Below are 22,270 nucleotides of genomic sequence, written 5' to 3'. Positions count from 1 at the left end.
CTCGGTGGATACCAACAGGTACTCTCAACGCGATATGAGCACCGAGAACCTTCCCCAGACCCCTGAGCAGCCGTCGCGCAGGCCGCGCGTGGCCGTCGTGTTCGGCGGGCGCAGCTCCGAACACGGGATCTCCGTGGTCACCGCCGGCGCCGTCCTCAAGGCCATCGACCGGACCAGGTACGACGTCCTGCCGATCGGGATCACCCGGGACGGCCGTTGGGCACTGACGGCCGACGAGCCGGAGCGGATGGCCATCGCCGACCGCCGCCTGCCCGCCGTCGAGGAGCTGGCGGAGTCGCACGAGGGCGGCGTGGTGCTCCCTGTCGACCCCTCGAACCGCGAGGTCGTCTACAGCGAGCCCGGCTCGGTGCCCAAGGCGCTCGGCGAGGTCGACGTGGTCTTCCCGGTGCTCCACGGCCCGTACGGCGAGGACGGCACCCTGCAGGGTCTGCTGGAGCTGTCCGGGGTGCCCTACGTGGGCGCCGGTGTGCTCGCCTCGGCCGTCGGCCAGGACAAGGAGTACATGAAGCGGATCTTCACCTCCTACGGGCTGCAGGTCGGCCCGTACGTGGTGGTCCGGCCGCGCGAGTGGCGGCAGGACGAGTCCGCCGCCCGCAAGAAGATCATCGACTTCGCCGGTGAGCACGGCTGGCCGCTGTTCGTGAAGCCCGCGCGCGCGGGCTCGTCGATCGGCATCACCAAGGTCGACGACCTGTCCGGCCTGGACGAGGCGATCGCCACCGCGCAGGCCCACGACCCGAAGATCCTCATCGAGGCCGCCGTACGGGGCCGCGAGATCGAGTGCGGGGTCCTGGAGTTCGAGGACGGCCCGCGCGCCTCCGTGCCGGCCGAGATCCCGCCGCCGGACGCGCACGCGTACTACGACTTCGAGGCCAAGTACATCGACTCCACGCCCGGTATCGTCCCCGCGCCGCTCACCGAGGAGCAGACGGCCGAGGTGCGGCGGCTCGCGGTGGAGGCGTTCGAGGCGGTCTCCTGCGAGGGTCTGGTCCGCGCGGACTTCTTCCTCACCGAGGACGGCGAGTTCGTGATCAACGAGGTCAACACCCTGCCCGGCTTCACGCCGATCTCGATGTACCCGCAGATGTGGCAGGCCAGCGGCGTCAGCTACCCCGAGCTGATCGACCGCCTGGTCCAGGCGGCGCTGCGCCGCTCGACCGGGCTCCGCTGAGCCGCGTAGCCGGTCTCCGCGCGCTCATCTCATGGAGGCGATCCCCTTGGGGATCGCCTTCTTCACGGCCGCCGCGAGATCCGTGAGCACGGGTGTGCCCTCCTCCTGCGCGGACATCCCCCGGGGCAGGCCCACCTGCACATAGGCCGTGCGATTGGCCGTGGTGAACCGCCAGCTGCCGTCGCCCTGCTTCTCCATCAGCCAGTCGACGCCGTTCACCCCGCCCGCGATGGCGTCCGGGTCGCCGCCCTCGGCGACCTTGGGGTCGACCATCTTCGGCGGCCGTACGACACCGCAGCGCAGTATGATCGCCGGGTTTCCCCAGCCCGCCGTGTAGGCGGACCGGGGTTCGGGGTCGTTGCGGCTCCGTCCGTCGAGCTTCTGCGGCAGCACCCGGTGCAGATCCCGGCACACCTTCGCCGTCTTCGCGTCGGGGCTGGGAACCGCCACCGTGGCGCCGTCGTCTGCCGATGAGCAGCCCGCGACCGCGAGCAGCAGCGCGGGCGCGAGCAGGCCGAAGGGCCGGTGACGGAAAATGTTCACCGGCCAAGGGTAGACGGGGGCTACAGATGCACGACCGGACAGGTCAGGGTGCGGGTGATGCCGTCCACCTGCTGGACCTTGGCGACCACCATGCGACCGAGGTCGTCGACCGTGTCGGCCTGGGCGCGCACGATGACGTCGTACGGTCCCGTCACGTCCTCGGCCTGGATCACACCAGGGATCTTGCTGATCGTCTCGGCGACGGTCGACGCCTTGCCGACCTCCGTCTGGATCAGGATGTACGCCTGTACCACGGAACCTCCAGAGCGGCCACGAGGATCATGTGGGGAAAAGGAACGCCACGGTATCGCGTCGCCGCTCCTCGCGGGGAGACCTGCGGGAACCGGGCTTGCGCGCCAGGGTGCAGGCACGACGGAAGTTGACGGTCACCTGACCGTATCGACGGTCGTTCCGACCGTGTCGACGGTCACCTCGACCGTATCGGGGACACTGATGACGCGCGAGTGGGCACGGCAAGGCAGAGAAGGGGAGCAAGAGCAATGAAGGGCACTGTTGGTGAGCTCGGGGAGTTCGGGCTCATCAGGGAGCTCACCTCCCGTCTCACCACCACCCCGGCGGTCCGGATCGGCCCCGGCGACGACGCCGCGGTGGTCGCCGCGCCCGACCGGAGGGTGGTGGCGAGCACCGACATCCTGCTGGAGGGGCGGCACTTCCGCCGCGACTGGTCCACGGCGTACGACGTCGGACGCAAGGCGGCGGCGCAGAACCTCGCCGACATCGCCGCGATGGGCGCCGTACCGACCGCCCTGCTGCTCGGCCTGGTCGTACCGGCCGAACTCCCGGTGACCTGGCCGAGCGAGCTGATGGACGGCCTGCGCGACGAGTGCCAGGTCGCGGGCGCCTCCGTGGTCGGCGGGGACGTCGTACGCGGCGACACGATCATGGTGTCGATCACCGCGCTCGGCGATCTGCGCAACCAGGAGCCCGTCACACGGGCCGGCGCCCAGCCCGGCGACCTGGTGGCCGTCACGGGCTGGCTCGGCTGGTCCGCGGCCGGTTACGCGGTCCTCTCCCGCGGCTTCCGCTCCCCGCGCGCCTTCGTGGAGGCCCACCGGCGCCCCGAGCCGCCGTACCACGCGGGCCCCGCGGCGGCGGCGCTCGGCGCGACCGCGATGTGCGACGTCAGCGACGGGCTGATCGCCGACCTCGGGCACATCGCCGAGGCCAGCAAGGTCCGCATCGACATCCGCTCCGGCGCGATCGACATCCCCACGCAGATGAACGACATCGGGCAGGCCGTCGGCGTCGACCCGATGCAGTGGGTGCTGACCGGGGGAGAGGACCACGCGATCGTGGCGACCTTCCCGCCGGACGCCAAGCTCCCGGCCCGCTGGAAGGTCATCGGCGAGGTCCTCAACCCCTCCGCGCTGCCCCAGGTGACCGTCGACGGGGCCCCCTGGACCAGCAAGGGCGGCTGGGACCACTTCGGGGACCTCGAGTCATGATCCCGCGCGTCCTGACCGTGGCCGGCTCCGACTCCGGCGGCGGCGCCGGCATCCAGGCCGACCTGAAGACGATGCTGGCGCTCGGCGTGCACGGGATGAGTGTGGTCACGGCCGTCACCGCCCAGAACTCCCTGGGCGTGCAGGGCGCGTGGGAGCTGCCCGTGGAGGCCGTCCGGGCGCAGTACCGCAGTGTCGTGGACGACATCGGCGTGCAGGCCGTGAAGACCGGCATGCTGGCCTCGGCGGAACTGGTCGAGGCGGTCGCCGAGTTGATCTCCGGCACGGACGCGCCGGCCGTGGTGGATCCGGTGGGAGTCTCCAAGCACGGTGACCCGCTGCTGGCCGCCACCGCCCTGGACACGGTCCGCACCAGGCTGCTGCCGGTGGCGACCGTGGCCACCCCGAACCTCGACGAGGTGGCCCAACTCACCGGGGTCCGCGTCGAGTCCGAGGACGACCTGCGGCGGGCGGCGGCCGCCGTGCTGGCGTACGGGCCGCGCTGGGTGCTGGTCAAGGGCGGGCATCTGTCCGGAGACGCCCTGGACCTGCTGACGGACGGCTCGGCGGAACACTGGCTGCGGGCCCCGCGCCACGACAACCGGCACACGCACGGCACGGGCTGCACCCTGGCGTCCGCGATCGCGTCGGGCCTGGCCAAGGGCCTGGCCGTGCCGGAGGCGGTCAGGGAGGCCAAGGAGTACGTCACCGGCGCGATCGCCGCCGGATTCCGGCTCGGCGCCGGGATCGGGCCGGTGGACCACGGATGGGCCCTGCGCCGGCCTCACACCGGGTAGTCCCGCAGCCGGATGTCCGTGGCCGCCTTCTCGGTGAGCCGCTTGAAGAATCCGGCCAGCAGCCGTGAGCTGAGCAGCCGGTACATCCGGTCGCGGCTGCGGATGCGCCGCTCGGTGGGCGGCGCGAAGAACGGGCCCGCGTTGCCGGAGATCTTCTGACAGCCCTTGGCGAAGCCCGTGATCCGGCTCTCGTACTCGGCGAACGCCGTACGGTGGTCACCGCCCGCGAGGGCGAGCTCACCGGCGAGCACATACGCGCCGACGACCGCCACCCCGGTGCCCATCCCGCCCATGGTGGCGCCGTACCCGGCGTCCCCGAGCAGCACCACCCGTCCCTTGGCCAGGCGGTCGACGTGGATCTGGGCGATGGCGTCGAAGTACAGATCATCGGTCTCCGCCAGCGCCTTCAGGACGTGCGGGGTCTCCCAGCCCATGCCCGCGAACCGCTCGGCGAGGATCCGCTTCTGCGCGGCCGTGTCCCGGCGGTCGTACGTCAGCGGCTCGGACCGGAACACCAGCAGCGCCCCGGCCCGGTCCGGGTCGCCGTCGTAGTTGCTGAGGGAGACGCAGCGTCCGGGCTCGCTGTACAGCAGGCCGCTGCGGTCCAGGCCCAGCCGGTTGGGCACCGGGAATCCGGCGACGTAGTGGTCGAAGAACCTCAGGTAGCGGGACTCGTCGCCGAAGACCAGACGGCGGGTGCGGGAGTGCAGACCGTCGGCGCCGACGACCAGGTCGAACCGGCGGGGCGCGCCGCGCTCGAAGGTGACCTCGACGCCGTCCGGGGTGTCGTCGAGCGTCGCGACCGAGTCCCCGAAGACGTACTCGACCCGGTCCGCGGTGCGCTCGTACATGATCCGTGCCAGCTCGCCGCGGAAGATCTCCACGTCACCGCTCATCATCTCGGCCGGCAGCTCCACGCGCGGCGTGCCGTCGGCGTCGACGACACTCTGCGGGCCCATGTGCGTCTGGCGGGCGTGGATCTCCTCCCGGATACCCATGTCGGTGAGCACCCTGCGGTGGACGTGGCCGCGGAAGTCGACGGCGAAGCCGCCGCCGCGGAGGGCCGGCGCCCGCTCGACGACGGTGACCCGGGCGCCGTACCGGGCGAGGTTCAGGGCGAGGGCGGGTCCGGCGACACTGGCGCCGGAGACGAGGACGTGGAGGTGGCCGAGGCTGTGGTGGGTGTGCGTCATGCCCGTCAGCCTCGGCGGGGGCGCTGACCGTACGCCTACCGTTCGCTGACCGCGGCTGACCGCAGCCGCCGGCCCCGCTCGAAGGCCCGGTCGTGGACCTCCGCCGGCAGCTGCGCCCGCACGGCCCGTACGGTGCCCGCGACATCCGGGTCGCCCTGTGGCACGGCGCCCCGCAGGCCGGCTCCCGCGCCGAGCAGGACGGCGGCCCGCTCAGGGGACTCGGCGACGGACGCCAGGGCCTCGGCCGCCTCGGCGAGTTCCAGGACGCCCGGGCCGTCGGCGGCCAGAGCGGCGGCCTGCCCGCACCAGTCGCGCGCCTCCTCGACCCGCCCCTCGGCGGCGGCCGTACGCCCCAGGCCGATGAGGATCCGCACGGTCTCGCCCGCGCTGAACCAGTTGGCGGCACACGTCCGCAGGGCCTCTTCGTAGTGCACGCGCGCGCGTGCGGTGTCCCCCGACAGGCGAGCCGCGTCGCCGAGGCCCCGCCGGGCGGCGGCCACCTTGTCGGGCGCGCCGGTGGAGCGGGCGAGGGCGGCCGATCGCTCGAAGTGCGCGACCGCGTCCTTGACGTCCCCGCGGTGCAGCAGCACGGTCGCCCGGGTCCGCAGCAGGTCCGCGGTCTCCTCCGGCGCCTGAAGCTCCCGGACGTGTGCCAGGCCCTCGTCGAGCAGTGTCAGGGCACGTTCGTGGTCACCACGCCAGTCGGCGAAGGCACCCAGCGGATCCAGGCAGTTGGCCATCCCCCAGCGGTCACCGGCCGACCGGAAGCCCTCCAGGGCGCGCGTGAAGGCGGCCTCCGAGTCGGCGGGCCGCCCCGCGAACTGCGCCTGGTAGGCCAGCCCCAGATCCAGCAGCGCGCGAGCCCACGGGTCGTCGTCGATCCGGACGGCCCGCAGCTTCTCGTCGTCGGAGAACAACGGGCCCCCGGTCAGTGCCCAGAGAACCATCGTGAACGGCAGCCGCATCGGTCCGTCCAGCGTGCGCATGAGCTCGGCCACGCGCGCGATACGGCCGGGTTCGGCGGGGTCGTCGCCGCGTCCCGTGATCGTGTTCATCGTGCACAGGGCGTACTCCTCGACCAGGCCCGGCGGCGGTGTGTCGCCGACGGCCGCCAGCAGGGTGCGGGCGAGCGGTACCTGTTCGCCGTGCAGCCCGCGCAGCCGCCAGAACCAGGACAACGCGGCCATCAGGCGCAGCGCGTCCGTGGTGTCGCCGCGGGTGAGGTGGCGCAGGGCCGCGTCCAGGTTGGCGTGCTCGGCGGTCAGCCGGGCCAGCCAGGGGAGTTGCCCGCCGCTGCGCAGAAACGGCTCGGCGCGCTCGGCCAGCCGCAGGTAGTGGGCGGCGTGCGCGTCCCGCAGCGCGGGGCCGCCGCGCGTGTGCTCGGCGGCGAAGGCCCGGATGGTCTCCAGCATCCGGTACCGCCCCTCGGACACCTCCAGGAACGACTTCTCCACCAGCGACACCAGCAGGTCCTCCGGATACGGCACCCCGCACACGGCCTCCACCGCCTCCGCCGTGGCACCCCCGGAGAACACGGTCAGCCGCCCGGCCAGCTCCCGTTCCTCCTCGTCCAGCAGCTCCCAGCTCCACTCCACCACGGCCCGCAGCGTGCGATGGCGGGGCGCCTTGGTGCGGTCGCCGCGGGACAGCAGCCGGAACCGGTCGTCCAGGCGGTCCGCCAGTTCCTGGGGCTCCAGGGTGCGCAGCCGCGCCGCCGCCAGCTCGATGGCCAGCGGCAGCCCGTCCAGGGCCCGGCAGATGTCCGCCACGCGCGCGTGGCCGTCGAATCCGGGGCGCACCGCCCGGGCACGGTCGAGGAACAGCTGCTCGGCCGGCTCCGGCGGCAGCGCGGGCACCGGCACCAGCACCTCGCCGGTGATACCGAGGGCCTCCCGGCTGGTGGCGAGGATCCGCACCCCGGGGCAGCCGCCGAGCAGCAGCCCCGCGATCCGGGCCGCGTCCTCCACCAGGTGCTCGCAGTTGTCCAGGACCAGCAGCAGTTCCCGGTCCTCCAGCGCGGCCAGCAGCCGCCCGGTGGTGTCCGTCGTGGCGCTGCGCAGACCCTCGCGGACCCCGAGGGCGGCGAGCACCGCGTACGGGATCCGGGTGCCGTCGGTGAGCGGGGCCAGCTCGACGAGGTAGGCGTCCGCACGGGCGCGGGCGGCCTCGATCGCGAGCCGGGTCTTGCCCGCCCCGCCGGGACCGGTGAGCGTGACCAGGCGGGACTCGGCGAGCAGCGCGGGGATGCGGGCCAGTTCGGTGTCCCGGCCGACGAAACGGGTCAGCTGGGCCGGGAGCCGGGACCGCGGGCGGACCGGCTCCGCACCCCGCAGCAGCTCCAGATGCAGGGCCGCCAGCTCGGGCGAGGGATCCGCGCCCAGTTCGTCGGCGAGCGCGCGCCGGGCCTCCTCGTACACGCGCAGCGCCTCGGCGGTCCGGCCGCCGGCGTGCAGGGCCCGCATCAGCTGCCCGTAGAGCCGCTCGCTCGGTGGCCGCGCGGCGAGCAGTGAGCGCAGCTCGGGCACCAGCTCCGGGCCGCCGCCGGAGCCGAGGTCGGCCTCGATCCGGTCCTGTACGGCGGCCAGCCGCAGCTCCTCCAGCCGGGCGGACTCGGCGTGCGCGTCCGGCAGATCGGGCAGCGCCGGGCCCCGCCACAGGGCGAGTGCCTCGCGCAGCAGGCTCGCGGCACCCCGCGGGTCGCCGGCGGCGAGGGCCTCACGTCCTTGGCGGGCCAGCCGCTCGAAGCGGTGGGCGTCGACGGAGTCGGCGGCGGCGGTGATCCGGTAACCGCCGGGCGTGGCCTCGATCTCCGTGTGCGGGCCGAGGCGCCTGCGCAGCCGGGAGATCTGCGACTGCAGGGCGCCGGCCGCACCGGCGGGCGGCGCGGCGCCGTACAGGCCGTCGGTGAGCCGCTCCGTGGTGACCGGGCGGCCGGCGTCCAGGAGCAGCAGCGTGAGCAGGGCGCGGGGGCGGGGGCCGCCGGGGTCGATCGGGCTGCCGTCGTCGGTGCGGATGTCCAGCGGGCCCAGGATGCCGAAGCGCATTCCCCGGATTCTGGCAGGCGGCGGGTGACCGCGGGTACGGCAAAAAGCCGGTCCACCCACAGGGTGGACCGGCTCAGTGCAGCGAACCAGGCAGTGGCCGCGCGCTCAGCTGTAGCGTCAGCGCGAGACCTTGCCGGCCTTGATGCACGAGGTGCAAGCGTTCACGCGCTTCGGCGTCCCGCCGACCACGGTACGCACACGCTGGATGTTCGGGTTCCAGCGGCGGGACGTACGGCGGTGCGAAAACGAGATGTTGTTGCCGAAGCCCGGCCCCTTGCCGCAGACGTCGCAGTTGGCAGCCACGGGTCACTCCAAAGACTTCAGATGCACTTACGGTTAATCCCGGCATGCCGGGATCGAGATCGTACGACCTGAGATCTGAGTGGCGTTGCCAGGGGAACGGCCCGATCAGGATCGGGCAACCGGAGCAGCATACAACGGCTGCGTCCGTACAACGAAACTACCATGGCAGTTCAGGGCCCCGCTCCCGGCCCTCTTCCGGTGGACAGGGTTCCGGGGTCTACGCTGCGTCCCACGTCCAGCTCAGGGAGGCGCAGGTGGCGCAGGTGCCGCAGACATTCTTCGATGCTCTCGCGGTGCGCACCTGGTGCGGTCTGGCGCTCCGGGCACTGGGCCGGGCCCGTGCGGAGATCGACGCGATCAACGTCTATCCGGTGGCCGACGGCGACACCGGGACGAATCTCTACCTCACCCTGGAGTCGGCGGCCACGGCCGTGGAGGCGGTGTTCGCCGGGTACGGGACGGGCGCCGGGGAACCGTCCCTGGCCGACGCCGTGCACGCGATGGCCCACGGGGCGCTCATCGGGGCCCGCGGCAACTCCGGGACGATCCTGGCGCAGCTGCTGCGGGGCATGGCACAGGTGCTCGCGGACGCCCCCGGGGAGGGGACGTCCCACGTCGGCGGCGCGGGACTGCGGCTGGCCCTGCGGCGGGCCGCCGACTCCGCCCGGCAGGCCGTGGCCCACCCCGTCGAGGGCACGGTCCTGACGGTCGCCTCGGCCGCCGCCGAAGCCGCCGAGGGGGCCGAGGGCGACTGCGGGACGGTCGCTCGGGCGGCCTACGAGGGGGCGCGGACCGCCCTGGCGGCCACGCCGGGCCAGCTGCCCGTGCTCGGCCGGGCCGGCGTGGTCGACGCGGGCGGACGCGGCCTGGTGGCGGTGCTGGGGGCGCTGGTGGAGGCGTTCACGGGGGAGACGGTGCGGGAGGCCGCGGCGGTGTCGCAGGGCCTCGCAGCGGGCGAGACCCCGGGGGTCCCGCACCCCGGCGAGGCCGGGGGCGGCGCCGGGACCGGGGACGACGCGGCCGGCGAGGCGCACGCGTGCGTGGCGGCCGTTCCCGATGCCGGACCGCCCGCCGACCCGTCCGGCGGGCCGTGCCCCGACGGCTCCGGGACCGCCGGGCCCGCCTACGAGGTGATCTATCTCCTGGAGGCCGACGACACGGCCGTGGCCCGGCTCCGGGAACGCCTCGACGCGCTCGGTGACTCCCTGGTGGTGGTCGGCGGCGACGGGCTGTGGAACATCCATGTGCACGTCGACGACGCGGGCGCCGCGGTGGAGGCGGGCGTGGAGGCCGGGCGGCCTTACCGGATCCGGATCACCCACTTCGGCCTCGGGGACGTGCACACCGGCGGCGAGCGGCACCCGCGCGAGCCCGTCCAGCGGGCCGTCGTCGCCGTCGTACCGGGCGAGGGCCTGGCCGGCCTGTACACGGAGGCGGGCGCGACCACCGTCCTCGCGCGCCCGGGAGAGCCGCCGGCCAGCGGCGAGCTGGTGCAGGCGGTACGGCGTGCCCACGCGCGCGAGGTCGTCCTGCTGCCCAACGACGCCGAGCTGCGCCACACGGCCGCTGCGGCCGTCGAGCAGGCCCGCGCCGAGGGCGTCCGCGTGGCCCTGATCCCGACCCGCTCGGCGGTCCAGGGCATCGCCGCGCTCGCCGTGCACGAGCCGGGGCGCCGGTTCGACGAGGACGTCGTCCAGATGACCGCTGCGGCGGGCGCCACCCGGTACGCCGAGGTCGTCGTCGCCGAACGCCAGTCCTGGACGACGGCCGGGATCTGCCAGGCCGGGGACGTGCTCGGGCTGATCGACGGCGACGTGGCGGTGATCGGCCCGGACGTCACCGCCACCGCCGCGACCGTCCTGGACCGCATGCTCCAGGCCGGCGGCGAGCTGGTCACCCTCGTCGTCGGCGACGACGCCCCCGAGACCATCGCCGAACACCTCGAAACGCGCGTACGGGAGTCCTACCTCGCCGTGGACACGCTGGTGTACCGGGGCGGCCGTCAGGGCACCCTGCTCCTCATCGGCGTGGAGTGACCCGCCCTCACGACTCCGGGTCGAGCAACTGGGCGGCCTCCGCCCGCCGTGCGCGGACGGTCTCGTCCCCGGCGTCGGCATCCCGGTAGGCCGCGAGCACGGCACGCGCGCGTGCCGCCGCCTCCGCGGGACGCCCCAGATCGGCTTCCAGCCAGCCCGCGGCCAGTTCGGCGCCGGTACGGCTGTGCAGCCCGTCCGCGCCCAGCGTGCCGAACAGCGAGGCTGCCCGCTCCATCTGGACCAGCGCCGCCTCGAACGCCGCCCGGATGGTGCCGTCCGCCGCCTCCTCGGACGCCGAACGGGCCAGCAGATCGCCGAACTGGCGGTGGGTGGCGGCCAGTTCCGCCGTGAGCTGTTCCCGGGACACCGGGTCGCCAGCGGCCTCCAGCGCCCGCTCGCACTCCCGTACCGCCTCCGCCATCAGCTCGCCGGCGCCCTCCGCTCCGTCCTCCGCGCGCAGCGCCAGCCAGCCGCGGGCGCGCAGTGAGCGGACGAGGAAGGGCACATTGCCCAGGGCGCGCCACAGGTCGCCCGCGCGTGCGTAGGCCTGGTCCGCCTCCGCCGGCAGACCGGCGTCGCCCAGCGACTCGGCAGCGAGATGGGCGAGCGTGGCGTGGTCCTGCTGCTCGGGCCAGTGCCGGGCGGTCTCGGCCGCCCGCAGCCGGTGTTCGGCGGCCGAGCGGTGGTCGCCCAGCTCGCTCAGGCAGTCACCGAGCCACCAGTGCGCCTGTACGACGGCGCCGTCGCCGTGCGTCTGGGCGGACAGGTCGGCCAGCGCCGACTCCAGCACCTCGGCGGCCTCCGCACAGCGGCCCTGGCGGAGCAGGAGCCCGCCCAGCAGCTGCCGCGCCGAGGCGCCCAGCGTGCCGCTCTCGCCCGCCTCGTCGGCCCAGTGCGTGGCCTCCAGCGCGTGTTCGGCGGCCTCGACGCTCTCGCCCCGCCCGCCGATCATCTCGGCGAGCTGCAGATGCAGCTGGGCCCGGCCGACCGGCTCCACGTACGGCCCGCCGTGCTCCAGGGCGGACCGCAGCGCCCGCTCGGCCTCGGCGAGGTCACCGGCCTGGTGGGCCAGTGCGGCGACCTGCACCTCGTACTCGACCGCGAACCACGGGAGCCCGGCCGCCACGTAGTCGGCCGCGGCCCGCCGGAACAGCTCCGCGGACCGCTCGGCGTCCCCGGCGTGCGCGGCCAGCTCGGCGAGCATGGCCCGCGCCTCCGCGGCCCGAGCGGCCAGCCGCACATCGTCCCCGCCCCGCCCCCCGACGAGCGCGAGCACCTCCCGCACAGCCTGCTCGGCGCCCGCCACGGCATCCCCTCGAACTCCCGCCCCCGCCCCTTCCGGCCCGAGCCCACCGGCCCCCTCCGCCGCCACCCCGACGGCCTTCTCCACCGAACCCCTGCCCGCCCCGGGCTCACCCGAGGCGGACACGTCTGCCCCGGAGCCGCCCGGCAACGCCGCCTCGGCCGTGACCTCGTCCGGCCCCGGGCCGCCCGAACCGGCTACCTCCGCCGCGCTCTCGTCCGGCCCTGGCCGGTGCGCAACGGCCCCTTCCGTCCGCGACGCGTGCGTCGCACCCCCGCCGGGTGCCGCCTCCTCGCCCGGCGGTGCCTCGAAGACCGCCCCCTCCTGGAGCCGTCGCATCAGGATCCGGGCCCGGCTCATCAGCACCGAGGCCGTCTGCCGCAGGCCGGTGGCGTCCGCGGCGTACAGGGCGAGTGCCTCGTCGTACAGGGCGGTGACCGTGTGCAGCGCCGCGTCCACCTCGCCCGTCAGGGCGCGGACGTACGCTCCACGCGCGCGTGCCGCCAGTGCCTCGCCGGGGTCGCCCGCCTCCGCGTACAGCACAGCCGCCCGTGCGAACAGCTCGACACCCTCGGGGCCGCGGGCCATCGCCTCGTGGTCGGTGATCTCGGCGCGGTCACGTGGCCCCAGCTCCGCGTCGCCCGCGGCCCGCGCGACCGCCGCCCAGGCCTCGAGGGCATGCGGCTGCAGCGTGTCCGACTGCCGTCGGGCCTCAGCGAGCAGAGCCTGCGGGCCGGGCGCCCCGGTGACCTCGGGTGCCGCCGGCACGGGCATCGGTGCCCGTGCCGGGCGTACCGTGCGCACGCCCAGCGGCAGGCGGTCCACCAGCGGTCGCTGCGCCATACGCGCGCGTGCCCGGTCGCCGACGTACGACGTGCCGTTGCGCCGGTCGAACCGCTCGGCCAGGTCCAGCGCCTCCACGCGCGCGTGGGCGGCGAGGTCCCCCGCGGTCCAGTCCCGTCCGGCCGGCCCCGGTACCCGCTGTCCGGAGAGCCCCAGCTCGGCCAGCCGGTCCATCAGCAGCGCCACGGCGGCCAGGAACTCCAGACGGCTGCGCGGATGCCCGGTGTCCGTGAAGTACGCCGGCCGCTCGGCGAGCAGCTCCAGACCGCGCGCCTCGTTGCCGGTCAGCGCACAGAACTCCACGTGGTCGGCGTACGCGCCGCGCATCGACTCCATCGGGCGTACGAGGCGAAAGCCCCGCAGGTGATGGGCGCGGGCCTCGTCCACCCGGCCCAGGCGCAGCAGCGGGGCCAGCGAGGAGGCCAGCACGGTGTGCGGTTCGTGCGCGCACGCGAACTCACCCTCCAGCACCGGCCGCCACAGGCCGAGCGCCTCCGCGTCGCGGCCCCGTTCGACCTGCCAGAGGCCCTGCCCGTGCAGCTCGCACGCGGGACAGTCGGCCATCCGGTCGCGGTCCGCGGCCAGCCACGCCGCGTACGCCCGCTCCGCGCGCGCCAGGTCCCCGACGTGTGCGGCCACACTGAACTCGGCGCCGCGCACGGCCCGTTCGGAGTGCCCGGCGAGACGGTAGCGGTGCTCCATCTCGCCCAGCCACCTCTCGATCGAGGCGAGCGGGATGTGCGGCTGGTCCAGCATGCCCGCGGACACCCACTTGAAGACCCAGTGCAGCGAGTGCGTCTCGTACGCGTCGAAGTCCCCGGGCCGTTCGTCCCACATGCGCAGCAGCCGCGCGAACGGGACGAACATCTTGTCCTTCTCGGAGCTGTAGTTGTAGACCTTCAGCTGGTGCCCGAGCGCCTCGATCACGGCCAGTGGGACGTCCAGCCGCTCGGCCTCGGCGAGCAGCTGTTCCGCGCGCGCGTTGCGGGCCGGGCCCTCCGGCTGCTCGGAGTTCTCCGCCATCGCCCGGCGCAGCGCGTCGAAGTCCGTGATCTCACCCATCAGCGACCGTTCTCCCCGTGTGTGGAACCCCCGTGTGCGGCCCACTCCAGCAGGCCGATGAACGCCCGGTTCAGCAGCGCCGAGTCCGCCGGCCGGAGCGGGCGCTGCGCCATCAGCAGAGCCTGTCCGTACAGCGACTCGGTGGCGGTGCCGATCAGTTCCGGGTCCCTGAGCGAACTGATCCTGCGCACCAGCGGGTTGGCATGGTTGAGCACCAGACGCGAGCGCGGGGCGCTGCCGCGCAGGGAGCCGAGGATGCCCGCCCACAGGTCGTCGGCCCGCTCCTCGGCCTCGGCCCGCGCCTGCTCGTGCCGGGCGCCCCGGTCGTCCAGGTGCAGCGCGGGCACGGACAGCGGGTGGAAGGCCCGCAGGACGACGTCACAGCCCAGCGGGTCGAGCTTGGCCCGCGCCGCCGCCAGGAAGCCCGACAGGGCCAGCTCCTCACCCGGGTCGACCGCGTCCAGATGCGCGGTCACGGTGTCCGCGTCCAGCTCGGCGACCACCGTCCCCGGCCGCACCGACGGCAGCGCCTCGACCAGCTCGCTGTCGTACGTGTAGCCCCCGTTGACCACGCCGACACCCTGCGCGGAGGCGATCGGCGCGACCTGCCGGTACTCCTCGACGGTACGGGTGAAGTGCACCACCGGATGCCGCTGTGCGAACTCCTCCAGGGACAGCTGCCCGTCGGTCGTCTCGAACGGCAGCCAGGGCAGCATCGTGCGCAGCATGCCGCGGTCGTGCCGGGCGAGGGACTTCACCCCCAGGTGGTGCACGGCGAGGAACGCCGCCAGCCGCTCCGGATCACCGGCGGCGAGTCCCGTGAGCCAGGAGCGGATGCTTTCGCCCAGTGCCTCCCGCACGGCGGCCAGCGTCTCGTCCTCGTACAGCGACTCGCGTGAGGCCGTCGGCCGCAGGCTGTCGGTGTCCAGCACGCAGCGCACGAAGAACGCCCAGTCCGGGAGCACCTGTTCGGCCCGCTCGGTCAGCAGCATGCCCTTCAGATGCACCCGGTGACCCGCCCGCTGGGCGGGGCTCACCGCCGACGGCAGCACGTACGCCACCCCGCGGATCCCCGCCAGCGGCACGGCCAGGCCGATCGAGTCCAGCGGTGCGAACCCGAACAGCTCCCGGCAGTGCCGGGCCAGCGCGCCCCGGCGCGCGGCGGGAGTCGGATACGGCCGGTCCCAGGGCGCGGGCAGATCGGTGACCGGGTCCTCGCCCACCCGCACGTCGTACGGCAGCAGCGAGCCGAAGTCCCGGGCGAGGGCGAGGACCCGCTCGGGCGACAGCCACTCGGCCGCCCCGGCCCGCGCGCTCAGGTACACCGTCGTGCCCGGCTCGGGCCGCTCGGCATCCGGCAGCGTGCGCACGGTGTACGAGCCGTCGTCGCTCGCCGTCCACTCCACCGGCGGCGCGCCGGGCGTACGGGCGCTGCGGCTGACCACACGGATCCGCTCGGCGACCACGAAGCAGGCGAGCAGGCCGATGCCGAACTGGCCGAGGAAGTCCGAGCGGGCCTCCTGCAGTCCCTCGGCCCGCTTGGAGCTGCGCCCGATGGTGGCCAGCAGGTCGTGCACGTCCGCCTCGGTGAGCCCGACACCGCTGTCCTCCACGCGCAGGCCGCCGTCCGCCGCGTGCAGCCGGACCAGCGCCGGCGCGTCCGGCTGCGCGGCCCGCCGGGCGGTGATCGCGTCCACCGCGTTCTGCAGCAGCTCGCGCAGATAGACCTTGGGGCTGGAGTAGAGGTGATGCGAGAGCAGGTCCACCAGACCGCGCAGGTCGACCTGGAACGTATGAGGCGGATGAGGTTTCTGAGGTGACCGGGATGCCTGGGATGACTGCGAAGTCTGGGAGTCCATCGTCACGGCGCCGCGGGCGGGGGGAACTCGCACGGCGCGGGGTCGGGCGGTCCCGGTGGGGCGGTGACCGCGGAAGGGATGGCCGGAGCGCGCCATCCTAGAGCCCGAACGAACCGTGTGACCAGGACTTTCCCGAAGCGTATACGGCATTGTCAGTGCCGTGGTGTGCAATGGATCTCGTGCCCGCACTGGAAGAACCACTGAAGCAGCCACTGAAGTCAGTGCTCGGCCCCGCCACCGCGAAGGTGATGGCCGAGCACCTCGGCCTGCACACCGTCGGCGACCTCCTCCACCACTACCCGCGCAGGTACGAGGAGCGCGGCCAGCTCACCCACCTCGCCGACCTCCCCATGGACGAGCACGTCACGGTGGTCGCCCAGGTCGCCGACGCCCGGCTGCACAGCTTCGCCTCCGCCAAGGCCCCCCGCGGCAAGGGCCAGCGCCTGGAGGTCACGATCACCGACGGCAGCGGCCGCCTCCAGCTGGTCTTCTTCGGCAACGGCGTCCACAAGCCCCACAAGGAGCTGCTGCCGGGCACCCGCGCGATGTTCGCCGGCAAGGTATCGGTCTTCAACCGCCGCCTCCAACTCGCCCATCCCGCCTACGAGTTGCTGCGCGGCGACGGGGAGGAGGCGGTCGAGACCTGGGCCGGCGCCCTGATCCCCATCTACCCGGCCACGGCCAAACTGGAGTCCTGGAAGATCGGCAAGGCGGTCCAGACGGTGCTGCCCGCTGCCCAGGACGCCCTGGACCCGCTTCCGCCCACCCTGCGCGAGGGCCGCGGCCTGCTCCCGCTCCCCGAGGCCCTCCTCAAGATCCACCGCCCGCACACCAAGGCCGACATCGCGGCTGCCCGCGACCGCCTGAAGTGGGACGAGGCCTTCGTCCTGCAGGTCGCCCTGGCCCGCCGCCGCCACGCGGACGCCCAACTCCCCGCCGTTCCCCGCACCCCCCGGCCGGACGGCCTCCTCGCGGCCTTCGACGACCGCCTCCCCTTCACCCTCACCGAGGGCCAGCAGAAGGTTTCCAAGGAGATCTTCGACGACCTGGCCACCGAGCACCCGATGCACCGCCTGCTGCAGGGGGAGGTCGGATCGGGCAAGACGATGGTGGCCCTGCGCGCCATGCTCGCCGTGGTCGACGCGGGCGGTCAGGCCGCCATGCTCGCGCCCACCGAGGTCCTCGCCCAGCAGCACCACCGCTCGATCACCGAGATGATGGGCGAGCTGGCGGAGGCAGGCATGCTGGGCGGCGCCGAGCACGCCACCAAGGTCGTCCTGCTCACCGGTTCCATGGGCGCGGCCGCCCGCCGCCAGGCCCTGCTGGACCTGGTCACCGGTGAGGCCGGCGTCGTCATCGGCACGCACGCCCTGATCGAGGACAAGGTCCAGTTCCACGACCTCGGCCTGGTCGTGGTCGACGAACAGCACCGCTTCGGCGTCGAGCAGCGCGACGCCCTGCGCGGCAAGGGCAAACAGCCCCCGCACCTGCTGGTGATGACGGCCACCCCGATCCCGCGCACGGTCGCCATGACGGTCTTCGGCGACCTGGAGACCTCCGTCCTCGACCAGCTCCCCGCCGGCCGCTCCCCGATCGCCAGCCATGTGGTCCCGGCCGCCGACAAACCCCACTTCCTCACCCGGGCCTGGGACCGGGTCCGCGAGGAGGTCGAGAACGGCCACCAGGCGTACGTCGTCTGCCCCCGCATCGGCGACGACATCGACGAGGCGGCCGATCCCGGGAAGGCCAGGCAGAAGTCCCCCGAGGACGAGGCGGAGAAGCGCCCGCCGCTCGCGGTCGTGGAGGTGGCGGACCAGCTGAGCCGCGGCCCCCTCCGGGGCCTGGGGGTGGAGGTGCTGCACGGCCGTATGACCCCGGACGACAAGGACGCGGTGATGCGCCGCTTCGCGGCCGGCGAGACCGACGTCCTGATCGCCACGACGGTCATCGAGGTCGGCGTGAACGTCCCCAACGCCACGGTGATGGTCATCATGGACGCCGACCGCTTCGGTGTCTCCCAGCTCCACCAGCTGCGCGGCCGGGTGGGCCGGGGCTCGGCCCCCGGCCTGTGCCTCCTGGTCACCGAGATGCCCGAGGCCAGCGCCGCCCGCCAGCGCCTGAACTCCGTCGCCTCCACCCTCGACGGCTTCGAACTCTCCCGGATCGACCTCGAACAGCGCCGAGAGGGCGACGTCCTGGGCCAGGCCCAGTCCGGTGCCCGCACCAGCCTGCGCGTCCTGGCGGTCATCGAGGACGAGGAGGTCATCGCGGAGGCGCGGGAGGAGGCGTCGGCGCTGGTGGCGGCGGACCCGGAGCTGGAGCGCCTGCCGGGTCTGCGCACAGCTCTGGAGGCGCTGTTGGACGACGAAAGGGAGCAGTACTTGGAAAAGGGATGAGGGGCGGCGCCCCGGGGGCGCGGGGCCGTCCTCCGTATGCGGCTACCGCCGCGTGGGCGCGACCAGCCACAATGAACCGCAAAGCCGCCCACGAAGAAGGACCCCCACATGACCCGCGTGATCGCCGGCAGGGCAGGCGGCCGCCGCCTCTCGGTACCACCCGGCACCGGAACCCGGCCGACATCGGACCGTGCCCGCGAAGGTCTCTTCTCCACCTGGCAGTCCCTCCTCGGCGGCCCCCTGGACGGCGAACGGGTCCTCGACCTCTACGCCGGCTCGGGCGCCGTGGGCCTGGAGGCCCTCTCCCGGGGCGCGAGCCACACGCTCCTCGTCGAGGCGGACGCCCGCGCCGCGAAGACCGTCCGCGAGAACGTGAAGAACCTGGGTCTCCCGGGCGCCGAGGTCAGATCGGGCAAAGCGGAACAGATCATCAAGCAGCCGGCCCCGCAAGAGCCGTACGACCTCGTGTTCCTCGACCCCCCGTACGCCGTCACGGACGACGATCTTCGCGAGATCCTGCTCACACTCCGCTCGGAACGCTGGCTCGCTGAGCAAGCGCTCGTCACCGTGGAGCGCAGCACCAGAGGCGGCGAATTCCGCTGGCCGGACGGCTTCGAGGCGATCCGGTCCCGTCGCTACGGCGAGGGAACGTTTTGGTACGGTCGCGCCGCCTCTACGTGCGAAGACGCACGATGACCGGACCGGAGAGCGAGGGAACACAAGTGCGCCGCGCCGTCTGTCCCGGGTCGTTCGACCCGATCACCAACGGACATCTCGACATCATTGCCCGCGCCTCCCGTCTGTACGACGAGGTCTACGTCGCGGTGATGATCAACAAGTCCAAGAAGGGCCTGTTCGAGATCGAGGAGCGGATCGAGCTGATCCGCGAGGTCACCGCCGAGTACGCGAACGTCCGGGTCGAGGCCTTCCACGGCCTCCTCGTCGACTTCTGCAAGCAACGCGACATCCCCGCCATCGTCAAGGGTCTGCGTGCCGTCAGCGACTTCGACTACGAACTGCAGATGGCCCAGATGAACATCGGCCTCACCGGCGTCGAAACGCTGTTCGTGCCCACCAACCCCACGTACAGCTTCCTCTCCTCCTCCCTGGTCAAGGAGGTCGCCGCCTGGGGCGGCGACGTCTCCCACCTGGTTCCCGCCCCCGTGCTCGAGGCCCTGAACAAGCGCCTGCGCAGGGATTGATGGGGCTACAGTCGTCCCGTCCGTCTCCAACCCGGCTGTAGAGAGTGGCGAGCACAGGTGGACGTGCAGAAGAAGCTCGACGAGATCGTCTCCACGGTCTCCGGCGCCCGGTCCATGCCCATGTCGGCGTCGTGCGTGGTCAACCGCGCCGAACTGCTCGCGATGCTCGAAGAGGTGCGCCAGGCACTGCCCGGCTCCCTCGCGCAGGCGCAGGAGCTGATCGGCGACCGTGAGCAGATGGTCGAGCAGGCCCGCATGGAGGCCGAGCGGATCATCGGCAACGCCCACGCCGAGCGCGGCTCGCTGATCTCCGACACCGAGGTCGCCCGCCGCTCCCAGGCCGAGGCCGACCGGATCCTCGCCGAGGCCCGCCAGGAGGCCGAGGAGATCCGCGCCGAGGCCGACGACTACGTCGACTCCAAACTCGCCAACTTCGAGGTCGTCCTCACCAAGACCCTCGGCTCGGTCGGCCGTGGCCGCGAGAAGCTGCTCGGCACCGGCCCGGGCCTGGACGAGAACGGCTACGAGGACGAGGACGCCCCCGAGCGCAGCCACGACCCGGAGACCCTGCGCCACAACGCCGACCAGTACGTCGACGCCAAGCTGGGCGCCTTCGAGGCGGTCCTCGCCAAGACCCTGGAGGCCGTCGGCCGTGGCCGGCAGAAGCTGCACGGCCGGATCGCCACGGACGACCTCGGTGCCCTCGCCGACGACACCTCGACCTTCCAGCACTCCAGCGACGCCGACTACCTCGCCGACCTCGCCGCCCTCGCGGACCAGGACACCTCCGCCGAGCGTCCGGAGCGCCCGGCCCAGCCGCCGCAGCAGCCGTCGTACGAGCCGCAGCCGGCGTACTCGCCCACCCCCGGCTACGCCCCGGCGGGAGGTGCCCCCCTCGACCAGCAGCAGCCGGACCCCTACGGCGGCTTCCCGCAGCAGCCCGCCTACGGCCAGCAGGACGCCTACGGCTACCAGCAGGCCGACCCCTACTCCGCCACCTCCGGCTTCGCTCCGGCGGGAGGTGCCCCCTTCCAGGGCTCCTACGACCCCCAGCAGGCCGCCTACGACCCCCAGCAGCACCACCAGCACCAACAGCCCGGCTACGCTCTGGACGAGACCAGCCTCTTCGACACCAGCATGATCAGCGCGGAGCAGCTGCGGGCGTACGAGCAGGGGCGCGGTCTGCAGTGACGTACCGGATTGGGACCTGAGCGAAAGCTCCAGTATCCTGGCTCTTCGGTCGCGCGTACGTCCGCGATCTCCGCTGCCCTCGGTACCGACGGGCGGCGGCCCTCCGAGCTCGAAGATCGAAAGCAGGAATGGCTTCCAACGCCCGCCTCGACCACCGCAACCCCCTCGTGTTCGACACGCACGAGCTGGGTCGGCGTCCTGGCGCGCTGCAGCGCCTGACCCGCACGATCGACGCTCCCGCCGATCTCGGCATCCAGGGGGTCATCGGAGTGCCGGAAGGCGCCCCGGTGGAGCTCGAACTCCGGCTCGAGTCGGTCATGGAAGGGGTGCTCGTCACAGGCACCGCCCGTGCACAGGCCGAGGGGGAGTGCGTAAGGTGTCTGGAGCCGGTCGGGCTGGAGCTCGAAGCGGACTTCCAGGAACTGTTCTCGTACCCTGACGCCGACGACCGGGGCCGCGTGATCGCGGAACCGGGCGACGACGCCGAGGACGACGAGGACAGGTTCTATCTCGAGGACGGACTCTTCGACCTCGAACCTCTGCTGCGCGATGCGGTGGTGCTCGCACTGCCGATGCAGCCGGTGTGCCAGGAAGACTGCCCGGGCCTGTGCTCCGAGTGCGGAGCGCGGCTCGCGGACGACCCGGACCACCACCACGACGCCGTCGACATCCGTTGGGCGGCTTTGCAGGGACTCGCCGGTTCACTCGAAGACGGCGAGAAGGACGAGATGAGCGGCGCTGACGCGGAAGCGGGCGTCGACGAGAAGCAGGAGAAGTAGCCGTGGCTGTTCCGAAGCGGAAGATGTCGCGCAGCAACACGCGCCACCGCCGGTCGCAGTGGAAGGCTGCGGTCCCCACCCTGGTTGCGTGCGAGCGCTGCCACGAGCCCAAGCAGCAGCACATCGCGTGCCCGTCTTGCGGCACCTACAACAAGCGCCAGGTCCTCGAAGTCTGAGCGGGCTGGTGAGAGGCACTGTGTCCAGTCCCAAGAAGGCGGAAGACGCCAAGGCGGACGCACCCGCCAAGAAGAAGGCGGACAACACGGCCTCGTCCCACACGCTTCTGGAAGGGCGGCTCGGCTACCAGCTCGAGTCCGCCCTTCTGGTGCGCGCGCTGACCCACCGTTCCTACGCGTACGAGAACGGCGGTCTGCCGACGAACGAGCGGCTGGAGTTCCTCGGTGACTCCGTCCTCGGTCTCGTCGTCACGGACACGCTGTACCGCACCCACCCCGACCTGCCCGAAGGCCAGCTGGCCAAGCTGCGGGCCGCGGTGGTCAACTCGCGTGCGCTGGCGGAGGTCGGCCGTGGCCTCGACCTGGGCTCCTTCATCCGGCTCGGCCGCGGTGAAGAGGGCACGGGCGGCCGGGACAAGGCGTCCATCCTCGCCGACACCCTGGAAGCGGTGATCGGTGCGGTCTATCTCGACCAGGGCCTCGATGCGGCGTCCGAGCTGGTGCACCGGCTCTTCGACCCGCTGATCGAGAAGTCCTCGAACCTCGGAGCCGGCCTGGACTGGAAGACCTCCCTCCAGGAGCTGACCGCGACCGAAGGGCTCGGTGTGCCCGAGTACCTGGTCACGGAGACCGGCCCCGACCACGAGAAGACCTTCACTGCTGCCGCCCGCGTCGGAGGCGTCTCGTACGGCACCGGCACCGGCCGCAGCAAGAAGGAGGCGGAGCAGCAGGCCGCCGAGTCCGCCTGGCGGGCCATCAAGGCCGCCGCGGACGAGCGCGCCAAGGCGGCCAAGGAGGCCCAGCGGGTCGACGAGGCGGCCAAGGAAGCAGCCAAGGACGACGAGTCGTCGTCCGCTCCCGCCTGACCACAGCAGTACCGAGCGCCCG

The 22,270-nt window shown here is 73.1% G+C and carries 17 protein-coding genes and 1 pseudogene; 11 read left to right on the top strand and 7 right to left on the bottom strand.

Annotation, left to right across the window (positions count from 1 at the left end; all coding sequences use genetic code 11):
- Positions 1-34 precede the first annotated feature (34 nt).
- Positions 35-1,192 carry a D-alanine--D-alanine ligase family protein gene (locus ACWC94_RS15520; protein ID WP_450797060.1) on the top strand — a complete coding sequence of 386 codons (1,158 nt, stop codon included), beginning with the start codon at positions 35-37 and terminating at the stop codon, positions 1,190-1,192.
- A gap of 24 nt (positions 1,193-1,216) precedes the next feature.
- Here the strand turns inward: ACWC94_RS15520 and ACWC94_RS15515 are convergent, their stop codons facing one another.
- Together ACWC94_RS15515 and ACWC94_RS15510 are read right to left on the bottom strand one after the other, a co-directional pair.
- Positions 1,217-1,735, bottom strand: a complete 519-nt coding sequence (locus ACWC94_RS15515) for a DUF3515 domain-containing protein (protein ID WP_450797059.1) — start codon at positions 1,733-1,735, stop codon at positions 1,217-1,219.
- A 20-nt stretch (positions 1,736-1,755) separates the two neighbouring features.
- A complete protein-coding gene (locus ACWC94_RS15510) occupies positions 1,756-1,989 on the bottom strand; it encodes an Lrp/AsnC family transcriptional regulator (RefSeq protein ID WP_003997603.1) in 234 nt (77 codons plus the stop codon).
- 246 nt (positions 1,990-2,235) lie between these two features.
- Between ACWC94_RS15510 and ACWC94_RS15505 the strand changes: the two genes are divergently transcribed.
- A complete protein-coding gene (locus ACWC94_RS15505) occupies positions 2,236-3,201 on the top strand; it encodes a thiamine-phosphate kinase (RefSeq protein WP_450797058.1) in 966 nt (321 codons plus the stop codon).
- Complete coding sequence (thiD, locus tag ACWC94_RS15500; RefSeq protein ID WP_450797057.1) at positions 3,198-3,995, top strand: bifunctional hydroxymethylpyrimidine kinase/phosphomethylpyrimidine kinase; 798 nt, start codon at positions 3,198-3,200, stop codon at positions 3,993-3,995. Before ACWC94_RS15505 ends, thiD begins: the two co-directional genes overlap by 4 nt.
- Here thiD and ACWC94_RS15495 read toward each other — a convergent pair.
- The 3 genes from ACWC94_RS15495 to rpmB form a co-directional block, all read right to left on the bottom strand.
- A complete protein-coding gene (locus ACWC94_RS15495; protein ID WP_450797056.1) occupies positions 3,983-5,188 on the bottom strand; it encodes an FAD-dependent monooxygenase in 1,206 nt (401 codons plus the stop codon). The two genes, thiD and ACWC94_RS15495, sit on opposite strands and share 13 nt — an antisense overlap.
- A gap of 35 nt (positions 5,189-5,223) precedes the next feature.
- Positions 5,224-8,232 (bottom strand): ATP-binding protein, encoded by a 3,009-nt coding sequence (locus ACWC94_RS15490; protein WP_450797055.1) that lies wholly within the window; start codon positions 8,230-8,232, stop codon positions 5,224-5,226.
- Positions 8,233-8,349: 117 nt separating this feature from the next.
- The gene (rpmB, locus tag ACWC94_RS15485; protein ID WP_009190838.1) at positions 8,350-8,535 is read right to left on the bottom strand and encodes a 50S ribosomal protein L28; all 186 of its coding nucleotides are present in this window, start codon (positions 8,533-8,535) and stop codon (positions 8,350-8,352) included.
- Between the two features lie 254 nt (positions 8,536-8,789).
- Between rpmB and ACWC94_RS15480 the strand changes: the two genes are divergently transcribed.
- Positions 8,790-10,571, top strand: a complete 1,782-nt coding sequence (locus tag ACWC94_RS15480; RefSeq protein ID WP_450797054.1) for a DAK2 domain-containing protein — start codon at positions 8,790-8,792, stop codon at positions 10,569-10,571.
- A 7-nt stretch (positions 10,572-10,578) separates the two neighbouring features.
- Here the strand turns inward: ACWC94_RS15480 and ACWC94_RS15475 are convergent, their stop codons facing one another.
- Positions 10,579-13,779 (bottom strand): tetratricopeptide repeat protein, encoded by a 3,201-nt coding sequence (locus ACWC94_RS15475; RefSeq protein WP_450797053.1) that lies wholly within the window; start codon positions 13,777-13,779, stop codon positions 10,579-10,581.
- Entirely contained in the window at positions 13,779-15,638 is a 1,860-nt protein-coding gene (locus tag ACWC94_RS15470; RefSeq protein ID WP_450797052.1) for an HSP90 family protein, read from the bottom strand. The genes ACWC94_RS15475 and ACWC94_RS15470 overlap by 1 nt, the downstream gene beginning before the upstream one ends.
- A gap of 170 nt (positions 15,639-15,808) precedes the next feature.
- Here ACWC94_RS15470 and recG point away from each other — a divergent pair, with 170 nt between their 5' ends.
- From recG to rnc, 7 genes and pseudogenes are all read left to right on the top strand, one after another.
- A complete protein-coding gene (gene recG / locus ACWC94_RS15465; RefSeq protein WP_450797051.1) occupies positions 15,809-18,034 on the top strand; it encodes an ATP-dependent DNA helicase RecG in 2,226 nt (741 codons plus the stop codon).
- A gap of 105 nt (positions 18,035-18,139) precedes the next feature.
- A pseudogene (rsmD, locus tag ACWC94_RS15460) lies at positions 18,140-18,730 on the top strand (16S rRNA (guanine(966)-N(2))-methyltransferase RsmD); the annotation flags it as partial.
- 26 nt (positions 18,731-18,756) lie between these two features.
- Positions 18,757-19,236, top strand: coding sequence for a pantetheine-phosphate adenylyltransferase (gene coaD, locus ACWC94_RS15455; protein WP_450797081.1), 480 nt, complete (start codon positions 18,757-18,759; stop codon positions 19,234-19,236).
- Between the two features lie 57 nt (positions 19,237-19,293).
- Entirely contained in the window at positions 19,294-20,427 is a 1,134-nt protein-coding gene (locus ACWC94_RS15450; protein ID WP_450797050.1) for a cell division initiation protein, read from the top strand.
- A 128-nt stretch (positions 20,428-20,555) separates the two neighbouring features.
- On the top strand, positions 20,556-21,206 hold the full coding sequence (locus tag ACWC94_RS15445) for a YceD family protein (protein ID WP_450797049.1): 651 nt from the start codon (positions 20,556-20,558) through the stop codon (positions 21,204-21,206).
- 2 nt (positions 21,207-21,208) lie between these two features.
- Positions 21,209-21,382 carry a 50S ribosomal protein L32 gene (rpmF, locus tag ACWC94_RS15440; RefSeq protein WP_003951102.1) on the top strand — a complete coding sequence of 58 codons (174 nt, stop codon included), beginning with the start codon at positions 21,209-21,211 and terminating at the stop codon, positions 21,380-21,382.
- A gap of 8 nt (positions 21,383-21,390) precedes the next feature.
- Positions 21,391-22,248: a ribonuclease III gene (rnc, locus tag ACWC94_RS15435; RefSeq protein ID WP_450797048.1), complete on the top strand. Its 858-nt coding sequence runs from the start codon at positions 21,391-21,393 to the stop codon at positions 22,246-22,248.
- Positions 22,249-22,270: the final 22 nt, after the last annotated feature.

Source organism: Streptomyces sp. NPDC001135, assembly GCF_053598395.1.
This window is presented reverse-complemented; position numbering and strand designations above follow the sequence as displayed.